This is a genomic window from Pseudomonas sp. (assembly GCF_035277045.1).
Classification (GTDB): domain Bacteria; phylum Pseudomonadota; class Gammaproteobacteria; order Pseudomonadales; family Pseudomonadaceae; genus Aquipseudomonas.
In genome coordinates this window covers 199,685-219,705 of the sequence record NZ_DATELE010000196.1, presented here as the reverse complement: position 1 = coordinate 219,705, position 20,021 = coordinate 199,685, and the positions used below count along the sequence as shown (strand labels likewise).

General features: G+C 62.9%; 18 protein-coding genes. 6 read left to right on the top strand and 12 right to left on the bottom strand.

Annotation, left to right across the window (positions count from 1 at the left end):
* Positions 1–86 precede the first annotated feature (86 nt).
* Positions 87–710 (bottom strand): 23S rRNA (uridine(2552)-2'-O)-methyltransferase RlmE, encoded by a 624-nt coding sequence (gene rlmE, locus VJS90_RS11080; protein ID WP_324121697.1) that lies wholly within the window; start codon positions 708–710, stop codon positions 87–89.
* 103 nt (positions 711–813) lie between these two features.
* Between rlmE and VJS90_RS11075 the strand changes: the two genes are divergently transcribed.
* Positions 814–1,122, top strand: a complete 309-nt coding sequence (locus tag VJS90_RS11075; protein ID WP_324121696.1) for a YhbY family RNA-binding protein — start codon at positions 814–816, stop codon at positions 1,120–1,122.
* 12 nt (positions 1,123–1,134) lie between these two features.
* Here the strand turns inward: VJS90_RS11075 and VJS90_RS11070 are convergent, their stop codons facing one another.
* The 8 genes from VJS90_RS11070 to grpE form a co-directional block, all read right to left on the bottom strand.
* Positions 1,135–1,581, bottom strand: coding sequence for an MFS transporter (locus VJS90_RS11070; RefSeq protein ID WP_324121695.1), 447 nt, complete (start codon positions 1,579–1,581; stop codon positions 1,135–1,137).
* Positions 1,559–2,035, bottom strand: coding sequence for a transcription elongation factor GreA (greA, locus tag VJS90_RS11065; RefSeq protein WP_324121694.1), 477 nt, complete (start codon positions 2,033–2,035; stop codon positions 1,559–1,561). The genes VJS90_RS11070 and greA overlap by 23 nt, the downstream gene beginning before the upstream one ends.
* Positions 2,032–5,253 (bottom strand): carbamoyl-phosphate synthase large subunit, encoded by a 3,222-nt coding sequence (gene carB, locus VJS90_RS11060; RefSeq protein WP_324121693.1) that lies wholly within the window; start codon positions 5,251–5,253, stop codon positions 2,032–2,034. The genes greA and carB overlap by 4 nt, the downstream gene beginning before the upstream one ends.
* Before the next feature lie 107 nt (positions 5,254–5,360).
* A complete protein-coding gene (gene carA / locus VJS90_RS11055; RefSeq protein ID WP_324121692.1) occupies positions 5,361–6,497 on the bottom strand; it encodes a glutamine-hydrolyzing carbamoyl-phosphate synthase small subunit in 1,137 nt (378 codons plus the stop codon).
* Between the two features lie 261 nt (positions 6,498–6,758).
* A complete protein-coding gene (gene dapB / locus VJS90_RS11050) occupies positions 6,759–7,562 on the bottom strand; it encodes a 4-hydroxy-tetrahydrodipicolinate reductase (protein ID WP_324121691.1) in 804 nt (267 codons plus the stop codon).
* Positions 7,563–7,574: 12 nt separating this feature from the next.
* Entirely contained in the window at positions 7,575–8,702 is a 1,128-nt protein-coding gene (gene dnaJ, locus VJS90_RS11045; RefSeq protein ID WP_324121690.1) for a molecular chaperone DnaJ, read from the bottom strand.
* Positions 8,703–8,911: 209 nt separating this feature from the next.
* Positions 8,912–10,834, bottom strand: a complete 1,923-nt coding sequence (gene dnaK / locus VJS90_RS11040; protein ID WP_324121689.1) for a molecular chaperone DnaK — start codon at positions 10,832–10,834, stop codon at positions 8,912–8,914.
* Between the two features lie 101 nt (positions 10,835–10,935).
* Positions 10,936–11,490, bottom strand: a complete 555-nt coding sequence (gene grpE / locus VJS90_RS11035; RefSeq protein WP_324121688.1) for a nucleotide exchange factor GrpE — start codon at positions 11,488–11,490, stop codon at positions 10,936–10,938.
* Positions 11,491–11,703: 213 nt separating this feature from the next.
* Between grpE and recN the strand changes: the two genes are divergently transcribed.
* On the top strand, positions 11,704–13,377 hold the full coding sequence (gene recN / locus VJS90_RS11030) for a DNA repair protein RecN (RefSeq protein ID WP_324121687.1): 1,674 nt from the start codon (positions 11,704–11,706) through the stop codon (positions 13,375–13,377).
* A gap of 67 nt (positions 13,378–13,444) precedes the next feature.
* Here recN and fur read toward each other — a convergent pair whose 3' ends face one another.
* Complete coding sequence (gene fur / locus VJS90_RS11025) at positions 13,445–13,849, bottom strand: ferric iron uptake transcriptional regulator (protein ID WP_324121686.1); 405 nt, start codon at positions 13,847–13,849, stop codon at positions 13,445–13,447.
* Between the two features lie 97 nt (positions 13,850–13,946).
* On the opposite strand from fur, the gene VJS90_RS11020 reads away from it, so the two are divergent.
* Positions 13,947–14,471, top strand: coding sequence for an outer membrane protein assembly factor BamE (locus VJS90_RS11020; RefSeq protein ID WP_324121685.1), 525 nt, complete (start codon positions 13,947–13,949; stop codon positions 14,469–14,471).
* Positions 14,472–14,541: 70 nt separating this feature from the next.
* Here the strand turns inward: VJS90_RS11020 and VJS90_RS11015 are convergent, their stop codons facing one another.
* Complete coding sequence (locus VJS90_RS11015) at positions 14,542–14,976, bottom strand: type II toxin-antitoxin system RatA family toxin (protein WP_324121684.1); 435 nt, start codon at positions 14,974–14,976, stop codon at positions 14,542–14,544.
* Between the two features lie 172 nt (positions 14,977–15,148).
* On the opposite strand from VJS90_RS11015, the gene smpB reads away from it, so the two are divergent.
* Complete coding sequence (smpB, locus tag VJS90_RS11010) at positions 15,149–15,631, top strand: SsrA-binding protein SmpB (RefSeq protein WP_324121683.1); 483 nt, start codon at positions 15,149–15,151, stop codon at positions 15,629–15,631.
* Between the two features lie 425 nt (positions 15,632–16,056).
* On the opposite strand, the gene VJS90_RS11005 is transcribed toward smpB, so the two are convergent.
* Positions 16,057–16,824, bottom strand: coding sequence for a GntR family transcriptional regulator (locus VJS90_RS11005; RefSeq protein WP_324121682.1), 768 nt, complete (start codon positions 16,822–16,824; stop codon positions 16,057–16,059).
* A gap of 252 nt (positions 16,825–17,076) precedes the next feature.
* Between VJS90_RS11005 and VJS90_RS11000 the strand changes: the two genes are divergently transcribed.
* Complete coding sequence (locus VJS90_RS11000) at positions 17,077–18,741, top strand: lactate permease LctP family transporter (RefSeq protein ID WP_324121681.1); 1,665 nt, start codon at positions 17,077–17,079, stop codon at positions 18,739–18,741.
* Positions 18,742–18,808: 67 nt separating this feature from the next.
* Complete coding sequence (gene lldD / locus VJS90_RS10995; protein WP_324121680.1) at positions 18,809–19,954, top strand: FMN-dependent L-lactate dehydrogenase LldD; 1,146 nt, start codon at positions 18,809–18,811, stop codon at positions 19,952–19,954.
* The last annotated feature ends 67 nt before the right edge of the window (positions 19,955–20,021 follow it).

The window sequence follows — 20,021 nt, the reverse complement described above, 5'->3', positions numbered from 1 at the left end:
TAGACTACACGATGTTCAGTCAAGTCAGACAGGACACCCGATTGGAATAAACTATCGGATGCCGCGAAAGCCGTCGATCCACCGCCTTACTCGCCGCGATATCCCCGCGCCATCAGGTACTGCTCGCGCGAGCGGCCACGCGAGGAGTCGGGCTTGATCATGGTGACCTTCTCGAACTTCTTGCGCGCGTCCTTCAGGTACACATCAAACCCTTCGCCCTGGAAGATCTTGATCACGAAATCGCCACCCGGCTTGAGCACGCGGGTCGCGAGATCGAGCGCCAGTTCGCACAGGAACATGGCCTTGGGGATATCCACTTCAGGCGTACCACTCATATTGGGGGCCATATCGGAAATCACAAGGTCCACGTGGGTGTCGCCGACCGCTTCAAGGATCTGGGCGAGCACTTCGTCCTGGGTGAAGTCACCCTGGATGAAGTTGACGTCCGGGATGCTGTCCATTTCCAGGATATCGGATGCGATCAGGCGGCCTTGGCCACCGATCAGCCGGCTGGTCACCTGCGACCAGCCACCTGGCGCCGCGCCGAGGTCGATCACGCTCATGCCTGGGCGGATGATCCGGTACTTCTCCTGGATTTCGAGCAGTTTGTAACTCGCTCGCGAGCGATAACCATCCTTTTGCGCCTTCTTGACGTAAGGATCGTTGAAGTGTTCTTTCAGCCAACCAAGGCTTGTTTTGGAACGCGCCATTGGGCACCTCGATGATTAGGGGTCGTGATTGACTGGGCGGAGTCACGAGCCCTCGGGTAAAATAGCCGCCAATTTTACAGAATCAGACGAAAAGGGTCAGATTATGCCGCTCAATAACGAGCAGAAGAAGCAATACAAGTCCATTGGTCACGACCTGAAGCCGGTCCTGATCGTCGCGGGCAACGGTTTGACCGAGGGCGTCGTCGCCGAACTGGAACGCGCCTTGGCCGACCATGAACTGATCAAGGTCGAAATCCGCTCCGAAGATCGTGAGGAACGCGCCGCCGCGATCGCCGCGCTGTGCACGGCCGGCCGTGCCGAGCTGGTGCAGACCATCGGCAAGAAAGCGCTGATCTACCGCAAGAACCCACAGCCGAACAAGCAACTGTCCAACATCCACCGCTACAAGTAATAGCGGATCCGGTCAGCGGCGCATGCGCGCCCTGACCGGTACAGGCTGGGCCACCAGCACGATGCCGGAAAAACCCAGCACCAGAAAACAGAACATCTGCCAACGCTCCCCCACGGATATGCCGTAGCGTAGCGTGTAGTAGCTGACGCAGGCGCCAAAGCCGAGCAGCAGCATCTGGCCGCGAAACTGCCGCCACCAGGCTTCCAGCCCGTCCACCCTCGCCAGCACCGCCAGCTGGGTCATCAGCCCAAGCAAAGCCACGCCTATCAACCAGCGGTCGATCTGCGCGGCCACGTCCTGGACCAGCAACGGCGCCAGGCCACTCACCTTGAGCGCTGGCACCAACCCTACGTGGAATACCCACAGGCCGCCAACCCAGAAAACCTGGGCCAGCTGCCAGAGGATGCCCTCGAGGGCCGGCGCCCGAAGGCGCCTGTCAGAGATGCTTGACTTCGACAATCTCGTACTCGACCGTGCCGTTTGGCGTCTTGACCACGACGACATCACCTTCTTCCTTGCCGATGATGGCACGGGCGATCGGCGCGCTGGCCGACAGCTTGCCACGCTTGATATCGGCCTCGTCCTCGCCAACGATCTGGTAGGTGACGCTCTCATCGGTCTCGGTGTTGGCCAGCTCGACGGTCGTGCCGAAGATCACCTTGCCGGTGTGGGCGATGGAGGTCACATCGATCACCACCGAGTTCTGCAGGCGGCCTTCGATGTCACGGATACGCGCCTCGACCATGCCCTGCTCCTCGCGGGCGGCGTGGTACTCGGCGTTCTCCTTGAGGTCGCCCAGCTCGCGCGCCTCGCCAATCGCCTGGCTCAGGCGCGGGCGCTCGGTCTTGCTCAAAAAGGTCAGCTCGTCTTCCAGGGCGCGCGCGCCCTGGACGGTCATCGGGTATTTGATCATGCCTTGAGTCCTGCATGCAGATCCTGCAAGCGGCGCACGGTCTTTTCAGGACCGAATTTCAACGCTTCACAGATGGCTTCACCAGCCGCAATGGTAGTCGTGCAGTAGATCTTGTGCTGCAGCGCATTGCGACGAATCGAGTAGGAATCGGCGATCGACTGGCGGCCTTCGGTGGTGTTGATGATCAGCGACACTTCGTCGTTCTTGATCATGTCGACCACGTGCGGACGACCCTCGGTCACCTTGTTCACACGGCGCACTTTCAGGCCGGCTGCCTCGATGACCTTGGCGGTGCCCACCGTTGCAACCACTTCGAAGCCCAGGGCGATCAGGTCGCGGGCAACGCCAGCCACTTGTGGCTTGTCGTCGTCGCGCACACTGATGAACGCGGTACCGCCGGTCGGCAGCACTTCGCTGGCGCCCATCTGGGCCTTGGCGAAGGCTTCGCCGAAGCTGTCGCCGACACCCATGACTTCACCGGTCGATTTCATCTCAGGGCCGAGGATCGGGTCAACCCCTGGGAACTTGGCGAACGGGAAGACGGCTTCCTTGACGCTGTAGAAGTTCGGGATGATTTCCTTGGTGAAGCCCAGCTCCTTGAGGGTCTTGCCGGCCATGACACGGGCCGCGATCATCGCCAGCGAAGTGCCGATGCACTTGGACACGAACGGCACGGTACGCGAGGCACGCGGGTTGACTTCGATCACGTAGATCTTGTCGCCCTGCAGCGCCAGCTGCACGTTCATCAGGCCGATCACGCCCAGCTCCAGGGCCATCTTGCGCACCTGGTCGCGGACTTCGTCCTGCACATGCGCAGGCAGCGAGTACGGCGGCAGCGAGCAGGCCGAGTCACCGGAGTGCACGCCCGCCTGTTCGATGTGCTGCATGATCGCGCCGATCACCACGTCGGTGCCGTCGCAGACCGCGTCCACGTCCATCTCGATGGCGCAGTTGAGGAAGTGGTCGAGCAGCACCGGGCTGTCGTTGGACACTTGCACCGCTTCACGCAGGTAGCGCTTGAGTTCGTCCAGCTCGTAGACGATCTCCATGGCGCGGCCGCCCAGCACGTACGATGGACGCACGACCAGCGGGTAGCCGATCTGGCCCGCGGCGCGGATCGCTTCTTCTTCGCTGCGCACGGTGGCGTTTGGCGGCTGCAGCAGGTTCAGGCGCTGCACCATCTGCTGGAAGCGCTCACGGTCTTCGGCGCGGTCGATGGCGTCAGGGCTGGTGCCGATGATCGGCACGCCGGCTTCTTCCAGGGCGCGAGCCAGTTTCAGCGGGGTCTGGCCGCCGTACTGGACGATAACGCCTTTGGGCTTCTCGACACGCACCACTTCCAGCACGTCCTCGAGGGTCAGCGGCTCGAAGTACAGGCGGTCGGAGGTGTCGTAGTCGGTGGAGACGGTTTCCGGGTTGCAGTTGACCATGATGGTCTCGTAACCGTCCTCACGCAGCGCCAGCGCCGCGTGCACGCAGCAGTAGTCGAACTCGATGCCTTGGCCGATACGGTTCGGGCCACCGCCGAGGATCATGATCTTGTCGCGGGTCGACGGGTTGGCCTCGCACTCTTCCTCGTAGGTCGAATACAGGTAGGCGGTGTCGGTGGCGAACTCGGCGGCGCAGGTGTCGACGCGCTTGTAGACCGGGAAGATCTCGAGCTTGTGACGGTGGCGGCGCAGGTTCTTGTCGGTGATGCCGAGCAGCTTGGCCAGGCGCTGGTCCGAGAAGCCCTTGCGCTTGAGGCGCAGCATCATGCCCTTGTCGATCGCGGTCAGGGCGAGGGTCTTGACCTTCTCCTCTTCCTTGATCAGGTCTTCCATCTGCACCAGGAACCAGCGGTCGATCATGGTCAGGTCGAAGATTTCGTCGACGCTCATGCCCGAACGCATGGCATCGGCGACGTACCAGATACGCTCGGCGCCCGGCACGGTCAGCTCGCGCTTGAGGATGCTGGCGGCTTCAGGGCTTGCCAGGTCGACCTTGGGGTCGAGGCCGCAAACGCCGACTTCCAGGCCGCGCAGGGCTTTCTGCAGCGACTCCTGGAAGGTCCGGCCGATGGCCATGACTTCACCGACGGATTTCATCTGGGTGGTCAGGCGGGCGTCGGCCTTCGGGAATTTCTCGAAGGCGAAGCGTGGCAGCTTGGTGACGACGTAGTCGATCGACGGCTCGAAGGACGCAGGGGTGCGACCACCGGTGATGTCGTTCTGCAGCTCGTCGAGGGTGTAGCCCACTGCCAGCTTGGCGGCGATCTTGGCGATCGGGAAGCCGGTGGCTTTCGAGGCCAGGGCCGAGGAGCGCGATACGCGCGGGTTCATCTCGATCACGACCATGCGGCCAGTGTTCGGACAGATGCCGAACTGCACGTTGGAACCGCCGGTCTCGACGCCGATCTCACGCAGCACCGCCAGGGAGGCGTTGCGCAGGATCTGGTATTCCTTGTCGGTCAGGGTCTGCGCGGGGGCAACGGTGATGGAGTCGCCGGTGTGCACGCCCATCGGGTCGAAGTTCTCGATGGAGCAGACGATGATGCAGTTGTCCTTTTTGTCGCGGACCACTTCCATCTCGTACTCTTTCCAGCCGATCAGCGATTCGTCGATCAGCAGTTCCTTGGTCGGCGACAGGTCCAGGCCACGGGCGCAGATTTCTTCGAATTCTTCACGGTTGTAGGCGATGCCGCCACCGGTGCCGCCCATGGTGAAGGACGGACGGATGATGCACGGGAAGCCCAGGGTTTCGAGCACCGCGTAGGCTTCGTCCATGCTGTGGGCGATACCGGAGCGCGGGCACGCCAGGCCGATCGACTTCATGGCCTTGTCGAAGCGCGAGCGGTCTTCGGCCTTGTCGATGGTGTCGGCGTTGGCACCGATCATTTCCACGCCGAATTTCTCGAGCACGCCATGGCGCTCAAGGTCCAGGGCGCAGTTCAGCGCGGTCTGGCCGCCCATGGTCGGCAGCACCGCGTCCGGGCGCTCCTTCTCGATGATCTTGGCCACCGATTGCCATTTGATCGGCTCGATGTAGGTGGCGTCGGCCATCGACGGGTCGGTCATGATGGTGGCCGGGTTGGAGTTCACCAGGATGACGCGGAAACCTTCCTCGCGCAGGGCCTTGCAGGCCTGGGCGCCGGAGTAGTCGAATTCACAGGCCTGGCCGATCACGATCGGGCCAGCGCCAAGAATCAGGATGCTTTTTATGTCTGTACGTTTTGGCATGGGTTGTCACTCAAATCCGCAGGTCAGTCGGCTAGCCGTCTAGAACATTCTTGGTCAGGCGCATCCGGACGCGGGCAGTGCCGGTCCGGGGCCTTGTCGCAGGATGCTCAGCGGCGCTTGGCCATGGCATCGATGAAACGATCGAACAGTGGCGCGACGTCGGTCGGGCCTGGGCTCGCTTCAGGGTGGCCCTGGAAGCTGAACGCGCTCTTGTCGGTGAGCTCGATACCCTGCAGGGTGCCGTCGAACAGCGACTTGTGGATGGCGCGGACATTGCCCGGGAGGGTGGCTTCGTCGACGGCGAAACCGTGGTTCTGGCTGGTGATCATGACCACGCCCGAATCCAGGTCCTGGACCGGGTGGTTGGCACCGTGGTGGCCGTGGCCCATCTTGACGGTGGTGGCACCGGCGGCCAAGGCCAGCAGCTGGTGACCGAGGCAGATGCCGAACACCGGGATCTCGGTCTCGAGCACGTCCTTGATCGCCTTGATCGCGTAGTCGCAGGGCGCCGGATCACCAGGGCCGTTGGACAGGAACACGCCATCGGGATTGAGCGCCAGCACTTCGCTGGCCGGGGTCTGGGCAGGCACCACGGTCAGGCGGCAGCCACGGGCGACCAGCATGCGCAGGATGTTCACCTTCACGCCGTAGTCGTAGGCGACCACGTGGTACGGCAGCTCGGCCGCTTCGACGGTCGGGTGGCTGTCGGACTTCAGGTCCCAGACGCTGGAGCGCCACTCGTAAGGCTTCTTGGTGCTGACTTCCTTGGCCAGGTCCATGCCCTTGAGGCCAGGGAAGCCGCGCGCCGCGGCGATGGCCGCTTCTTCGCTGATGTTGTCGCCGGCCAGGATGCAGCCATTCTGCGCGCCCTTCTCACGCAGGATGCGGGTCAGGCGGCGGGTATCGATACCGGCGATCGCCACGACGTTGTTGGCCTTGAGGTATTCATCCAGCGGGAGGGTGTTGCGCCAGTTGCTGGCCAGCAGCGGCAGGTCGCGGATCACCAGGCCCGCCGACCAGACGCGGTCGGATTCGGCGTCTTCGGCGGTGGTGCCGGTGTTGCCGATGTGCGGGTAAGTCAGGGTAACGATTTGCTGGGCGTAGGAAGGGTCGGTCAGGATTTCCTGGTAGCCGGTCATTGCGGTGTTGAACACCACCTCACCAACGGTCGATCCGTCGGCTCCGATGGCTTCACCGCGAAAAATGCTGCCATCGGCAAGGGCGAGTATGGCTGGCTTAGTCAAGAAGACCTCCCGTAAATCAAGCCTGAAGGGGCGATCGCAGGTTGCAAAAAAGCGGAATGACGTATGAACGTCACCCCGCTTTTATATGCTGAATAATCTGCGCGCTTTTAGTGGACACACTAAAGCTGTAGCTTACAGGAAACCCATTTTTTGGTCTACCGTGTATGTGCCCTTAAAACACAGGATTGCGACAATCCTGTGAGATCGGTGGTGCAGCCTTCGCTGGCAAGCCAGCGAAGAGCTCACCACGGATGCAGCGTGTTAACGCAGATCCAGCACATCCTGCATGTCATACAACCCCGGCGCCCGGCCATCGAGCCACAGCGCGGCACGTACCGCGCCCTTGGCGAAGGTCATGCGGCTGGAGGCCTTGTGGGTGATCTCCAGGCGCTCGCCATCGGCGGCGAACAGCACGGTATGGTCACCAACCACATCACCAGCACGCACGGTGGCGAAACCGATGGTCTTGCGGTCACGCGCGCCGGTCTGCCCTTCGCGGCCGTAGACGGCCACTTCCTGCAGGTCACGCCCGAGCGCCTGGGCAACCACTTCACCCATGCGCAGCGCGGTACCTGACGGCGCATCGACCTTGTGGCGGTGGTGGGCCTCGATGATCTCGATGTCCACATCGTCACCCAGCACTCGTGCAGCGGTATCCAGCAGCTTGAGCGACAGGTTGACGCCGACGCTGAAGTTGGCGGCGAAGACGATCGGAATGTCCTTGCCCGCCTCGGCCAGCAGCTGCTTTTCATCGGCGGTGAAGCCGGTGGTGCCGATGATCATGGCCTTGCCCGCCTTGCGGCAGAACGCCAGGTTCTTCAGCGTCACCGAGGGGTGCGTGAAGTCGATCAGCACGTCGAACTCTTCGGCCACCTTGGCCAGGTCGCCCGACAGTGGCACGCCGATACGGCCGAGGGCCGCCAGCTCACCAGCGTCAGCGCCCACCAGGGTGCTGTCCGGACGATCGATGGCTGCCGTGAGACCTGCACCTGGAGCCTGCTGCACGGCCTCGACCAGGGTCTTGCCCATTCGTCCTGCCGCGCCCATTACCGCGATACGTCGCATAAGCCGTTCCTTTTACAAATCGCCGAAGAAGCGCTTCACGCCTTCGAACCAGCCATTGGCCTTGGGCGAGTGGGAGCTGTCGCCCTCGAGCGAGTCGCGAAACTCTTCAAGCAGCTCGCGCTGGCGACGGCTGAGGTTTACCGGGGTTTCGACCGCCACGCGGCACATCAGGTCACCCGCGCCACCACCACGCACCGGGGCCACGCCCTTGCCGCGCAGGCGGAACTGCTTGCCGGTCTGGGTGCCTTCAGGGATCTTCAGCTTGACCCGGCCATCGAGGGTCGGCACTTCAAGCTCGCCACCCAGGGCAGCGTCGGTGTAGCTGATCGGCACTTCGCAGTACAGGTGCTTGCCGTCACGCTGGAAGATCGCGTGCTCACGCACGCTGATGACCACGTAGAGATCACCAGTCGGGCCGCCCTGGGCACCCGCCTCGCCTTCGCCGGACAGGCGAATGCGGTCACCGGTATCGACGCCAGGCGGCACCTTGACCGACAGGGTCTTGTACTCTTCGACACGGCCTTCGCCATGGCAGGACGAGCACGGGTCGGTGATGATCTTGCCTTGGCCATGGCAACGCGGGCAGGTCTGCTGCACCGAGAAGAAGCCTTGCTGCATGCGCACCTGGCCGATGCCGCCACAGGTCGGGCAGGTCGACGGGGTCGAGCCCTTCTTGGCGCCCGAGCCATCGCATGGCGTGCAGTTGACCAGCGTCGGCACACGGATATTGACCGTGGTGCCACGCACCGCCTCTTCGAGGTTCAGCTCGAGGGTGTAGCGCAGGTCGCTGCCACGCGCAGCGCCGCCACGCGAGCCGCCACGGCCGCCGCCACCGAAGAAATCGCTGAACACATCACCGAAGATGTCGGAGAAGTTGGCGCCACCGAAGCCCGCACCGCCGCCACCCATGCTCGGGTCGACGCCGGCATGGCCATACTGGTCGTAGGCCGCGCGCTTGCTGGCATCGGACAACACTTCGTAGGCCTCGTTGGCCTCCTTGAACATGTCTTCCGACTCTTTGTCGCCCGGATTGCGGTCCGGGTGGTATTTCATCGCCAGGCGGCGATAAGCCTTCTTGAGGTCGCCTTCGCTGGCGCCACGCTCGACACCCAGGACCTCATAAAAATCACGCTTTGCCATAAGTCATTTGCACTCTTGAGGGCGTTCGGCAAACCTCTGCGCGTTCCGCGCCGTGCCGCCAGCACCTGCCGCCTCAGTCGAACGAGCCCTGACAGATGCTGTAAAAATTCGCGTATTCCAGACACGCCAACGCGGGAGCAAGCCCCCGCGCGGCGACATCCTACCAGTCGCCGCCCTAGAGCGGCCAACCGGCCGACAACCTGTAACGATTACTTGTTGTCTTTGACTTCTTCGAACTCGGCGTCAACCACGTCGTCGTGCTTGGCTTCAGGCTCGGCCTGTTGCTGCTGAGCACCACCCTGAGGCTGCTCGCCCTGCTCGGCGTACATCTTCTGCGCGACAGGAGCGGAGACCTTGGACAGCTCTTCGATCATGGCTTCGATGGCAGCCTTGTCGTCGCCCTTGACGGCAGTTTCCAGCGCAACCACGGCAGCTTCGATCGCGGTCTTCTCGTCAGCGGTCACCTTGTCACCGGCGTCGACGACCATCTTGCGAGTCGAGTGCACCAGCGCGTCACCCTGGTTACGGGCACCGGCCAGCTCGGCGAACTTGCGGTCTTCTTCGGCGTTGACTTCGGCGTCGCGAACCATCTGGGCAATTTCTTCCTCGGACAGGCCGGAGTTGGCCTTGATCACGATGGACTGAGTCTTGCCGGTGGCCTTGTCTTTCGCGCCGACGTGCAGGATGCCGTTGGCGTCGATGTCGAAGGTCACTTCGATCTGTGGAACACCGCGTGGAGCCGGCGGGATGTCGGCCAGGTCGAACTTGCCCAGCGACTTGTTCTGACCGGCTTGCTTGCGCTCGCCCTGCAGCACGTGGATGGTCACGGCGCCCTGGTTGTCATCGGCGGTCGAGAACACCTGCGACTTCTTGGTCGGGATGGTGGTGTTCTTCTCGATCAGCGGAGTCATCACGCCGCCCATGGTTTCGATACCCAGGGTCAGCGGGCTGACGTCGAGCAGCAGGACGTCCTTGACGTCACCGGCCAGGACCGCGCCCTGGATGGCAGCACCCATGGCGACGGCTTCGTCAGGGTTGACGTCCTTGCGCGCTTCCTTGTTGAAGAAGTCGGCAACGGCTTTCTGCACCAGCGGCATGCGGGTCTGGCCGCCGACCAGGATCACGTCGTCGATCTTGGCGATGTCGATACCGGCGTCTTTCAGCGCGATGCGGCATGGCTCGATGGTACGGGTAACCAGGTCTTCGACCAGCGATTCCAGCTTGGCGCGGGAGATCTTCACGTTCAGGTGCTTCGGACCGGTCGCGTCTGCGGTGATGTACGGCAGGTTGACGTCGGTCTGCTGGCTCGAGGACAGCTCGATCTTGGCTTTTTCAGCGGCTTCTTTCAGGCGCTGCATGGCCAGCGGGTCACCCTTGAGGTTCATGCCGCTTTCTTTCTTGAACTCGTCGACGAGGTAGTCGATCAGGCGGATGTCGAAGTCTTCACCACCCAGGAAGGTGTCGCCGTTGGTGGCCAGTACTTCGAACTGGTGCTCGCCATCGACTTCGGCGATTTCGATGACCGAAACGTCGAAGGTACCACCACCCAGGTCATAGACGATCACGGTGTGGTCGCCCTTGGCCTTGTCCATGCCGTAGGCCAGCGCGGCCGCGGTTGGCTCGTTGATGATGCGCTTGACGTCCAGACCGGCGATGCGGCCGGCATCCTTGGTGGCCTGACGCTGGCTGTCGTTGAAGTAGGCCGGAACGGTGATGACCGCTTCGGTGACTGGCTCGCCGAGGTAGTCTTCGGCGGTCTTCTTCATCTTCTTGAGGATTTCGGCCGAGATCTGTGGCGGTGCCATTTTCTGGCCGTTCACTTCAACCCAGGCGTCGCTGTTGTCAGCCTTGACGATCTTGTACGGGACCATCTGGATGTCTTTCTGCACGACTTCTTCGTCGAAGCGGCGACCGATCAGACGCTTTACCGCGTACAGGGTGTTGTGCGGGTTGGTGACCGCCTGACGCTTGGCCGACTGGCCGACCAGGATCTCGCCATCGTTGGCGTAGGCGATGATCGACGGCGTGGTGCGCGCGCCTTCAGCGTTCTCGATGACCTTGACGTTACCGTTTTCGAGGATGGAAACGCACGAGTTGGTGGTCCCCAGGTCGATGCCGATGATTTTGCCCATGTTAACTCTCCCGAAACTTGAATTTTGTAGCAGCGGCTACTGGGGCCTGCTGCGGCAATACTTGAATGCTTGACAACTAAATGGGGACACCCGAGAGGATTTCAAGCCTTCTCGTCGATCGACGGCTGGGCCTCTGCAGGCGCCTTGCTGACCACGACCATTGCCGGACGCAGCAGGCGGCCATGCAGCAGGTAGCCCTTCTGGAACACCTTGAGCACGCTGTTGGGCTCGACCTCGGCGCTTTCCTGCATGGCCATCGCCTGGTGGTGCTCGGCGTTGAACGGTTCGCCATGCGGATCGACCGCTTCGAGGTTGTAGCGCTTGAGGGTGTCGTGGAACATCTTCAGGGTCAGCTCGATGCCTTCGCGCATCGGCTTGATGTTCTCGTCCTCGGCGCTGGACAGCTCAAGACCGCGCTCCAGGCTGTCGATCACCGGCAGCAGGTCGGCGGAAAACTTTTCCAGGGCGAACTTGCGCGCCTTGTCCACGTCCTGTTCGGCACGGCGGCGGACGTTCTGCAGGTCGGCGGCGGTACGCAGGGACTGGTCCTGGGCGGCGGCCAGCTGCTCTTCCAGCACCTGCACGCGAGCGCCGAGATCGGTAGTGCCCGCTTCTTCGGTGTTCAGATTCTGTTCATCCAGCTGTTCGTCAGCCATGGGGCTCTCCTCCGAAATTCAGGGTTCGCGAGCCATGCTCGCCTTGTCTGCGAGCTATATGGGGGCTCAAACGAAGGCTTCAAGGGGCACCAATACTTTCCATGGGGTCATTTTTGCTCTCACGTCACGGCACCCGACTGTCGCGCGGGGCATTGTCAGGCAAATCAAAAACACTGTATAAATAACCAGACCTGACCTTTCGGGAGCCGCCCCATGCTGGTGCACCTGTCCGTACACAACTACGCAATTGTCGAACACCTGGACCTCGAGCTTGCTCGCGGGATGAGCGTCATCACCGGTGAGACCGGGGCCGGCAAATCGATCATGCTCGATGCCCTGGGCCTTGCCCTGGGCGACCGTGCCGACAGCGGTGTGGTGCGCCCCGGTGCCGACAAGGCGGATATCCTCGCCACCTTCGACCTGGCCGACATCCCCGAGGCGCGCGCCTGGCTCGCCGAGCGCGACCTGGACGGCGACAGCCCGTGCATCTTGCGCCGGGTGATCACCGCCGAAGGGCGCAGCCGTGGCTACATCAACGGCACGCCCTGCACCCTGGGCGACCTCAAGGCCATGGGCGAGCTGCTGATCGACATCCACAGCCAGCACGAGCACCAGTCGCTGCTCAAGAGCGACACGCACCGGCGCCTGCTTGACGAGTATGCCGGCGCCACCGACCTTGCCCGCCAGGTGCAGCTGGCCGCCCAGCGCTGGCGCCAGACACGCGTGGAACTCGAGCGCCTGTCCAATTCCGGTGACGAGCAGCGCGCCCGTCACCAGCTACTGAGCTACCAGCTCGAAGAGCTCGACAACCTCGGACTGGGCGAGAACGAGCTGGAGCAGCTGGAGCAGGAGCACAAGAGCCTGACCAACGCAGAAGCGCTGTTCGGCATCTGCCGCCAGGTGATCGACCAGTGCAGCGAGAGCGACTCGGGCAACGTGCTCAATGCGCTGACGGCCAGCCTGCACCGCCTGACCGCGGTGGCCAGCGCGCCAAAAGCACTGGGCGAGGCCGCCAACATGATCGCCAGCGCGCAGATCCAGGTCGAGGAGGCTGTCGGCGAGCTCAACCGCTTCCTCGACAACTTCGATGCCGACCCGATGCGCCTGCAAACCCTCGAAGAGCGCCTCGACACCATCTATACCCTGGCGCGCAAGCACCGGGTGCACCCGACCGAGCTGCCGCACCTGCAGCAACGGCTGATGGAAGAAATCGAAGGGCTCAACGCCAGCGACGAGTCAGTCGAGCGGCTGGGAGAAGAGCTTACCGCCTACGCCAAGCACTACCAGGCCAAGGCCCAGGAATTGAGCGCCTTGCGCCAGCAGGCGGCCAAGCAGCTTGCGAGCGCGGTGGAGGTGGAAATCCAGCGCCTGGGCATGCCGGGCGGGCGTTTCTGCATCGAGCTGAACCCGGTCACCACCAGCGAGCTGTCGCCGTTCGGCCTCGAAGTGGTCGAGCTGCTGGTCAGCGCCAACCCCGGCCTGCCCCTCAAGGGCCTGGCCAAGGTCGCCTCTGGCGGCGAGCTGTCGCGTATCAGCCTGGCGATCCAGGTGATCACCGCGCAGACCTCGCGCATTCCGACCCTGGTGTTCGATGAAGTGGACGTTGGTATCGGCGGGCCGACCGCGGAGATCGTCGGCCAGTTGCTGCGCCGTCTTGGCGAGCGCGGCCAGGTATTGACCGTTACCCACTTGCCGCAGGTGGCCGCGCAAGGCCATCACCACCTGTTCGTGCACAAGGTGCGCAACAGCGACACCACCCACACCGCGGTGGCCAGCCTGGGCAAGCGCGAGCGCGTGGAAGAAGTGGCGCGGATGCTTGGCGGCATCGACCTCACCAAGGAATCGCTGGCCCATGCCCGCAAGATGGTCGTGACCAGCAAGGCCTGAGGCGTTGCGCAGAAACAACAAAGGCGGCCCTGAGGCCGCCTTTGTTGTTCAAGTGACGATCAAATCGTTACTTTTTCTTGCGTACATACAGGACCAGGTTGTGGTCCACCAGCTCGTAGCCGTGCTCGGCCACGATCTCCTTTTGACGACGCTCGATTTCGGCATCCATGAATTCGATTACTTCGCTGGTGTCCACGTTGACCATATGGTCGTGGTGGCCACCGTCGGCCAGTTCGAAGACCGCATGGCCGCCGTCGAAGTTGTGGCGAACCACCAGACCCGCTGCTTCGAACTGGGTCAGTACGCGGTAGACGGTCGCCAGACCGACGTCCTCGCCAGCTTCCATCAGCGCCTTGTAAACATCTTCGGCACTCATGTGACGCTGCTGGTTTGAGTCGAGCATCTGTAGAATCTTGACTCGAGGCAGGGTCACCTTGAGACCGGCTTTGCGTAATTCGCTATTTTCAACCATGGTCAGCTTTCTCGCCGATGCTGCTTCGCAGCTTCTCTGAATACGGGTATGATCGGGGTTTACGTTGTCCAGCCAAGATAGTGGAAGTCGCCCACCGATGCAAAACACCAAGCTCTTGCTAACCAGCCTCACCTTCGTGGGACTGCTCGCACTCGCCGGTTGCTCGTTTCCCGGGGTTTACAAAATCGACATCCAGCAGGGCAATGTCGTTACACAAGACATGATAGACCAATTGCGCCCTGGAATGACCCGTCGGCAAGTAAGGTTTATCATGGGTAACCCCCTGATTCAGGATACCTTCAACACCAATCGCTGGGATTATCTCTACAGCCTGCAGCCTGGTGGCGGCCAACGCCAACAGGAGCGCATGAGCGTAATCTTCAATGACAACGACCAGCTGGCCAGCCTGTCCGGCGACTTCATGCCGGGCGTCAGCCGCGACCAGGAAATCCTCGGTGGCAGCGGCGACACCTCGGTCACCCCGGAATCCACGCCTGCCCAGCAGCCTGCCGAAGCCCCGGCCAAGCCAGGCTCGACGGAAGAGTCGATCCAGCGCGATATCGACACCATCGAATCGATCCCGGTGCCGACCCCGGCCCCGCTGGAAACCTCGCCGCAATAATCGCGCGGCAGGCCTGTATAAAAAAAGCCCGGATCATCTCCGGGCTTTTTTGTGGCCGCTTGTTACTGAATCAGGAGTAGAGCTGCTTGGCGCGCTGGCAAAAAGCGTCGACCAGGGTGTTGGCGGCCTGGTTGAACAGCGGGCCCAATGTGGCGCGCACCAGGGGACCGGCGTAGTCGAACGACAGGTCGAGGCTGATCTTGCAGGCCTTCTCGCCCAGTGGCTTGAACACCCACACGCCATGCAGCTGGCTGAACGGCCCTTCCACCAGGTTCATCTCGATGGACTGCCCCGGCACCAGCACATTGCTCGTCACGAACTGCTGACTCATCCCCCCCTTGGCCACCTCGAGCCTGGCCCGCATTGCCGTGTCGCTGGACTCGAGCACCGTCGACGCCGAGCACCAAGGCAGGAATTCCGGATAGCTGGCTACATCGTTGACCAGATCGTAGAGCGCCTGGGCAGGGTATGGCAGCAGGGCGGAACGTTGAATATGGGTAGTCATCCAGGCGTCACTTCCAAAGCTGGGCGGCAAGCCAGGAGCCTGCCGAGGAGCGCTTCACAGCGCATCGGAAACAAAAAACACAACGGGCATTGTCCGGGAATCATCGCGAAGGCTCAAGCACACCGCTACCCCGTAGCCGACAGCGCGGGAGACTGCTTATAATGCTGCCCCTATGGCTAAACAAAAGAAACATCCGACCGGGACCATCGCGCAGAACAAGAAAGCGCGACACGATTACTTCATCGAACACAAGTTCGAGGCCGGGCTGGTCCTGTCCGGTTGGGAAGTAAAGAGCCTGCGTGCCGGCAAGGCCCACCTGGTTGACAGCTATGTGCTGCTCAAGGACGGGGAAGCCTGGCTGATGGGCAGTCATATCACCCCGCTGACCACCGCCAGCACCCACGTCATCGCCGACCCGATTCGCACGCGCAAGCTGCTACTGAACCGGCGTGAACTGGAGCGCCTGGAATCCTCGGTGCAGCAGAAAGGCTACACCGCCGTGGCCTTGTCGATTTACTGGAGCAAGCACCTGATCAAGTGCGAGATTGCTCTGGGCAAGGGCAAGAAGGAGTACGACAAGCGCGAGACGCTGAAAGAGCGTGACTCCAATCGCGAGTTGCAGCGCGCGGTGCGTAGCAAGGGCAAGGACGACTGACAGCGGCTTTGTGCTGTTGCGCAGAGATCGCTCTTGAAGCCGAGCCACTGCTGTATTGCACATTCCCCTGCCCGGCGTAGCCGGGCATTGAGGAAGCAACTGGCTTTGTTCCCTGCCGACATCGCACAACGCGATAGTGATGCGCCCCGGCGAGGGCTTCGCCCTCGATCGCGGCACAAGGCGCGCTCCCACAAGGGACTGCTTCGCAGTCCCGGGCGCAGCAGTGCCGGCGCAGGCGAGCACCTGTGGGCAGCTGTCTTCTACCGAGGTATTCCACATCCCCGGCCCGGCAACGCCGGGCCCTGTGGGAGCGTGCCTTGTGCCGCGAAACGAGGGCGGAGCCCTCGCCGGGGCGCAGGACTCAAGGACTGCACGGTGATGGCAGGGAACCTCGCATGCACTCAGTCTCCACGTGAATCACCCCCTCACCGCCCACTCCGCCGCTCCGCCCGCGCCACGCGCTGTGCTTCCTCCTGCGCCTCTTCCAGCACCTCCTGCACATACAGGATATGCCGACTAGAAATCTCCCTCGCCTCCTCCGCCCGCCCATCAACAATCGCCTGATACAGCGCCCGGTGCTGACTGATCAGCATGTCCCGCGTCTCGCTGCGCTGCTGATACATGCCACCAATATTGGTCACCACATTGCGCTTGAGCAGATCAAACAGCCCGCGAATGGTATGTAACAACACCGCATTGTGGCTGGCTTCAGCAATGGCCAGGTGAAAGCGCGCATCCGCAACCCCCTCCTCCGCCCGGCTGACTTCATCCGCGCGCGCATAACAATCCTGCAACGCGTCGAACGCCACCTTCAGCCGTTCCCGATCAGGCTCGGTAGCCCGCATCGCCGCGTAGTACGCACACGACGCCTCCAACGTATGACGAAACTCGAGCAAATCATGCTGGGCCCCCGGATTGTGCTCCAGCAGCTGCAGCAGCGGATCACTGAACGTCGAACCCAACGACTGCGCCACATAGTTGCCCCCGCCCTGACGACTCACCAGCAACCCCTTGGCCACCAGCCTCTGGATCGCCTCGCGCAACGAAGGACGCGACACCCCGAACTGCTCCGCCAACGCCCGCTCGGCCGGCAAGCGCTCACCAGAAGTCAGCGTCCCCTCGAGAATCATCCCCTCCAGCCGCTCGACAATGTCATCGGACAGCCGACGCTGGCGGACCTGATCAAAAACCATCACATGCTCTCCACATTTCCCGCCGTTCCGGGACGCCATTCTCGCCCATTCGCCACCCGCTCACATCTTTGATCGGACACCAGCGCGCACCCGCCACTCATTACCTTGCGTCGACATGCGACCAAAGTTTCGCCTGGGACAAATTGACACACCCACCGGAAGACTTTTAACCTAGCTCCCAGACATTGTAAATTGGTATTACCAATTATCCAATGCCAGCGCCTGACCAACAACAATTAGGGGCCACCCCATATGCAAACCTGGCAACAACTCTATAGCCCGCTTGGCAGTCTCGGCCTGTCCGCCCTGGCGGCGGTCATCCCCATCGTCTTCTTCTTCCTGGCCCTGGCCGTGTTCCGCCTCAAGGGCCACGTCGCGGGCAGCATCACCCTCGCCCTGTCGATCCTGGTAGCGATCTTCGCCTTCCAGATGCCCGCGGACATGGCCCTGGCCGCTGCCGGCTACGGCTTTGCCTATGGCCTGTGGCCCATCGCCTGGATCATCGTCGCCGCCGTGTTCCTCTACAAGCTCACGGTCAAGAGCGGCCAGTTCGAGGTCATCCGCAGCTCGGTGCTGTCGATCACCGACGACCAGCGCCTGCAAGTCCTGCTGATCGGCTTCTGCTTCGGCGCGTTCCTCGAAGGCGCCGCCGGCTTTGGCGCACCCGTGGCGATCACCGCCGCGCTGCTTGTGGGCCTGGGCTTCAACCCCCTGTACGCCGCCGGCCTGTGCCTGATCGCCAACACCGCCCCGGTAGCCTTCGGCGCCCTCGGCATCCCGATCATCGTCGCCGGCCAGGTGACCGGTATCGACGCCTTCAAGATCGGCGCCATGACCGGCCGCCAGCTGCCGCTGCTGTCGCTGTTCGTGCCGTTCTGGCTGGTGTTCATGATGGATGGCCTGCGCGGCGTGAAAGAAACCTGGCCCGCCGCCCTGGTCGCCGGCCTGAGCTTCGCCGTCACCCAGTACTTCACCTCCAACTTCATCGGCCCGGAGCTGCCAGACATCACCTCGGCCCTGGCCAGCCTGATTGCCCTCACCCTGTTCCTCAAAGTCTGGCAGCCCAAACGATCGTTCGCCGGCGCCAAGGGCAGCGTTGGCGCCGCGGTCGTGCAAGGCGGCGGCCAGCCGTCGCCGTACAGCCTGGGCGAAATCTTCAAGGCCTGGTCGCCATTCCTGATCCTCACCGTGCTGGTAACGATCTGGACCCTCAAGCCCTTCAAGGCCGCCTTCGCCGCCGGCGGATCGATGTACAGCTGGGTATTCAACTTCGCCATCCCGCACCTCGACCAGCTGGTGATCAAGACCGCACCCATCGTCGCGGCCCCGACGGCCATCCCAGCGGTATTCAAGCTCGACCCGATCTCGGCCACCGGCACGGCGATCTTCCTGTCGGCCCTGATCTCGATGCTGGTCCTGAAGATCAACCTCAAAACTGGTCTGACCACTTTGCGCGACACCTTCTACGAGCTGCGCTGGCCGATCCTGTCGATCGGCATGGTGCTGGCCTTCGCCTTCGTCACCAACTACTCGGGCATGTCCTCGACCATGGCCCTGGTGCTGGCCGGCACCGGCGCGATGTTCCCGTTCTTCTCGCCGTTCCTGGGATGGCTGGGGGTGTTCCTGACCGGCTCCGACACCTCCTCCAATGCCCTGTTCAGCTCGCTGCAGGCCACCACCGCCCACCAGATCAGGGTCAGCGACACCCTGCTGGTGGCCGCCAACACCAGCGGCGGCGTGACCGGCAAGATGATCTCGCCGCAGTCCATCGCCGTGGCGTGCGCCGCCACCGGCCTGGTCGGCAAGGAATCGGACCTGTTCCGCTTCACCCTCAAGCACAGCCTGTTCTTCGCCACCATCGTCGGCCTGATCACCTTGATCCAGGCTTACTGGCTGACCGGCATGCTGGTTCACTAGAGTCATAGAGGCCGGGCGCGATTCGGCGCGCCCGGCAGCCGCCCTTCAACTCAAGCTGCGAGAGCCCATGATCATTTCCGCCTCTACCGACTACCGCACCGCCGCCCAGCGCAAGCTGCCGCCGTTCCTGTTCCACTACGCCGACGGCGGCGCCTACGCCGAGCACACGCTGCGCCACAACGTGGAAGACCTCGCCAGCATCGCCCTGCGCCAGCGCGTGCTGAAAAACATGTCCGAGCTCAGCCTCGAGACCCAGCTGTTCAACGAAACCCTGAGCATGCCCGTGGCCTTGGCGCCGATCGGCCTGTGCGGCATGTATGCCCGGCGCGGTGAAATCCAGGCAGCCCGCGCCGCCGACGCCAAGGGCATCCCCTTGACGCTGTCGACCGTCTCGGTCTGCGCCATCGAAGAAGTCGCCCCGGCGATCAACCGGCCCATCTGGTTCCAGCTGTACGTGCTCAAGGACCGCGGCTTCATGCGCAACGCCTTGGAGCGCGCCAAGGCCGCCGGCGTGAAAACCCTGATCTTCACCGTCGACATGCCGGTGCCCGGCGCCCGTTACCGCGATGCCCACGCAGGCATGAGCGGCGCCAATGCCGCGATGCGCCGCGTCTGGCAAGCCATGACCCACCCCCAATGGGCCTGGGATGTAGGCGTCCACGGCAGGCCCCATGACCTGGGCAACATCTCCACCTACCTCGGCAGCCCCACGGGCCTGGCCGACTACATCGGCTGGCTCGGCGCCAACTTCGACCCGTCGATTTCCTGGAAAGACCTGGAGTGGATTCGTGACTTCTGGGACGGCCCGATGGTGATCAAGGGCATCCTCGACGCCGACGACGCCCGCGACGCGGTCAGGTTCGGCGCCGACGGCATCGTCGTCTCCAACCACGGCGGCCGCCAGCTCGACGGCGTGCTGTCCAGCGCCCGCGCCTTGCCGGCGATTGCCGACGCGGTCAAAGGCGATATCAAGATTCTCGCCGACTCCGGCATTCGCAGCGGCCTGGACGTGGTGCGCATGATCGCCCTCGGCGCCGACAGCGTGCTCATCGGCCGCGCCTTCCTCTATGCCCTCGCCACCGCTGGCGAAGCCGGGGTGAAAAACCTGCTCGACCTGTTCGAAAAGGAGATGCGCGTGGCCATGGTGCTCACCGGCGCCAAGTCGATCAGCGAGATCACCCGCGACTCGCTGGTGCGCGAGCTGGGCGCCTGACTCGCGCGCCCGCCCACACAAGAAAAGCCTGATGACGCGGGGCACGCGGCGCACCAGACGCCGCGGC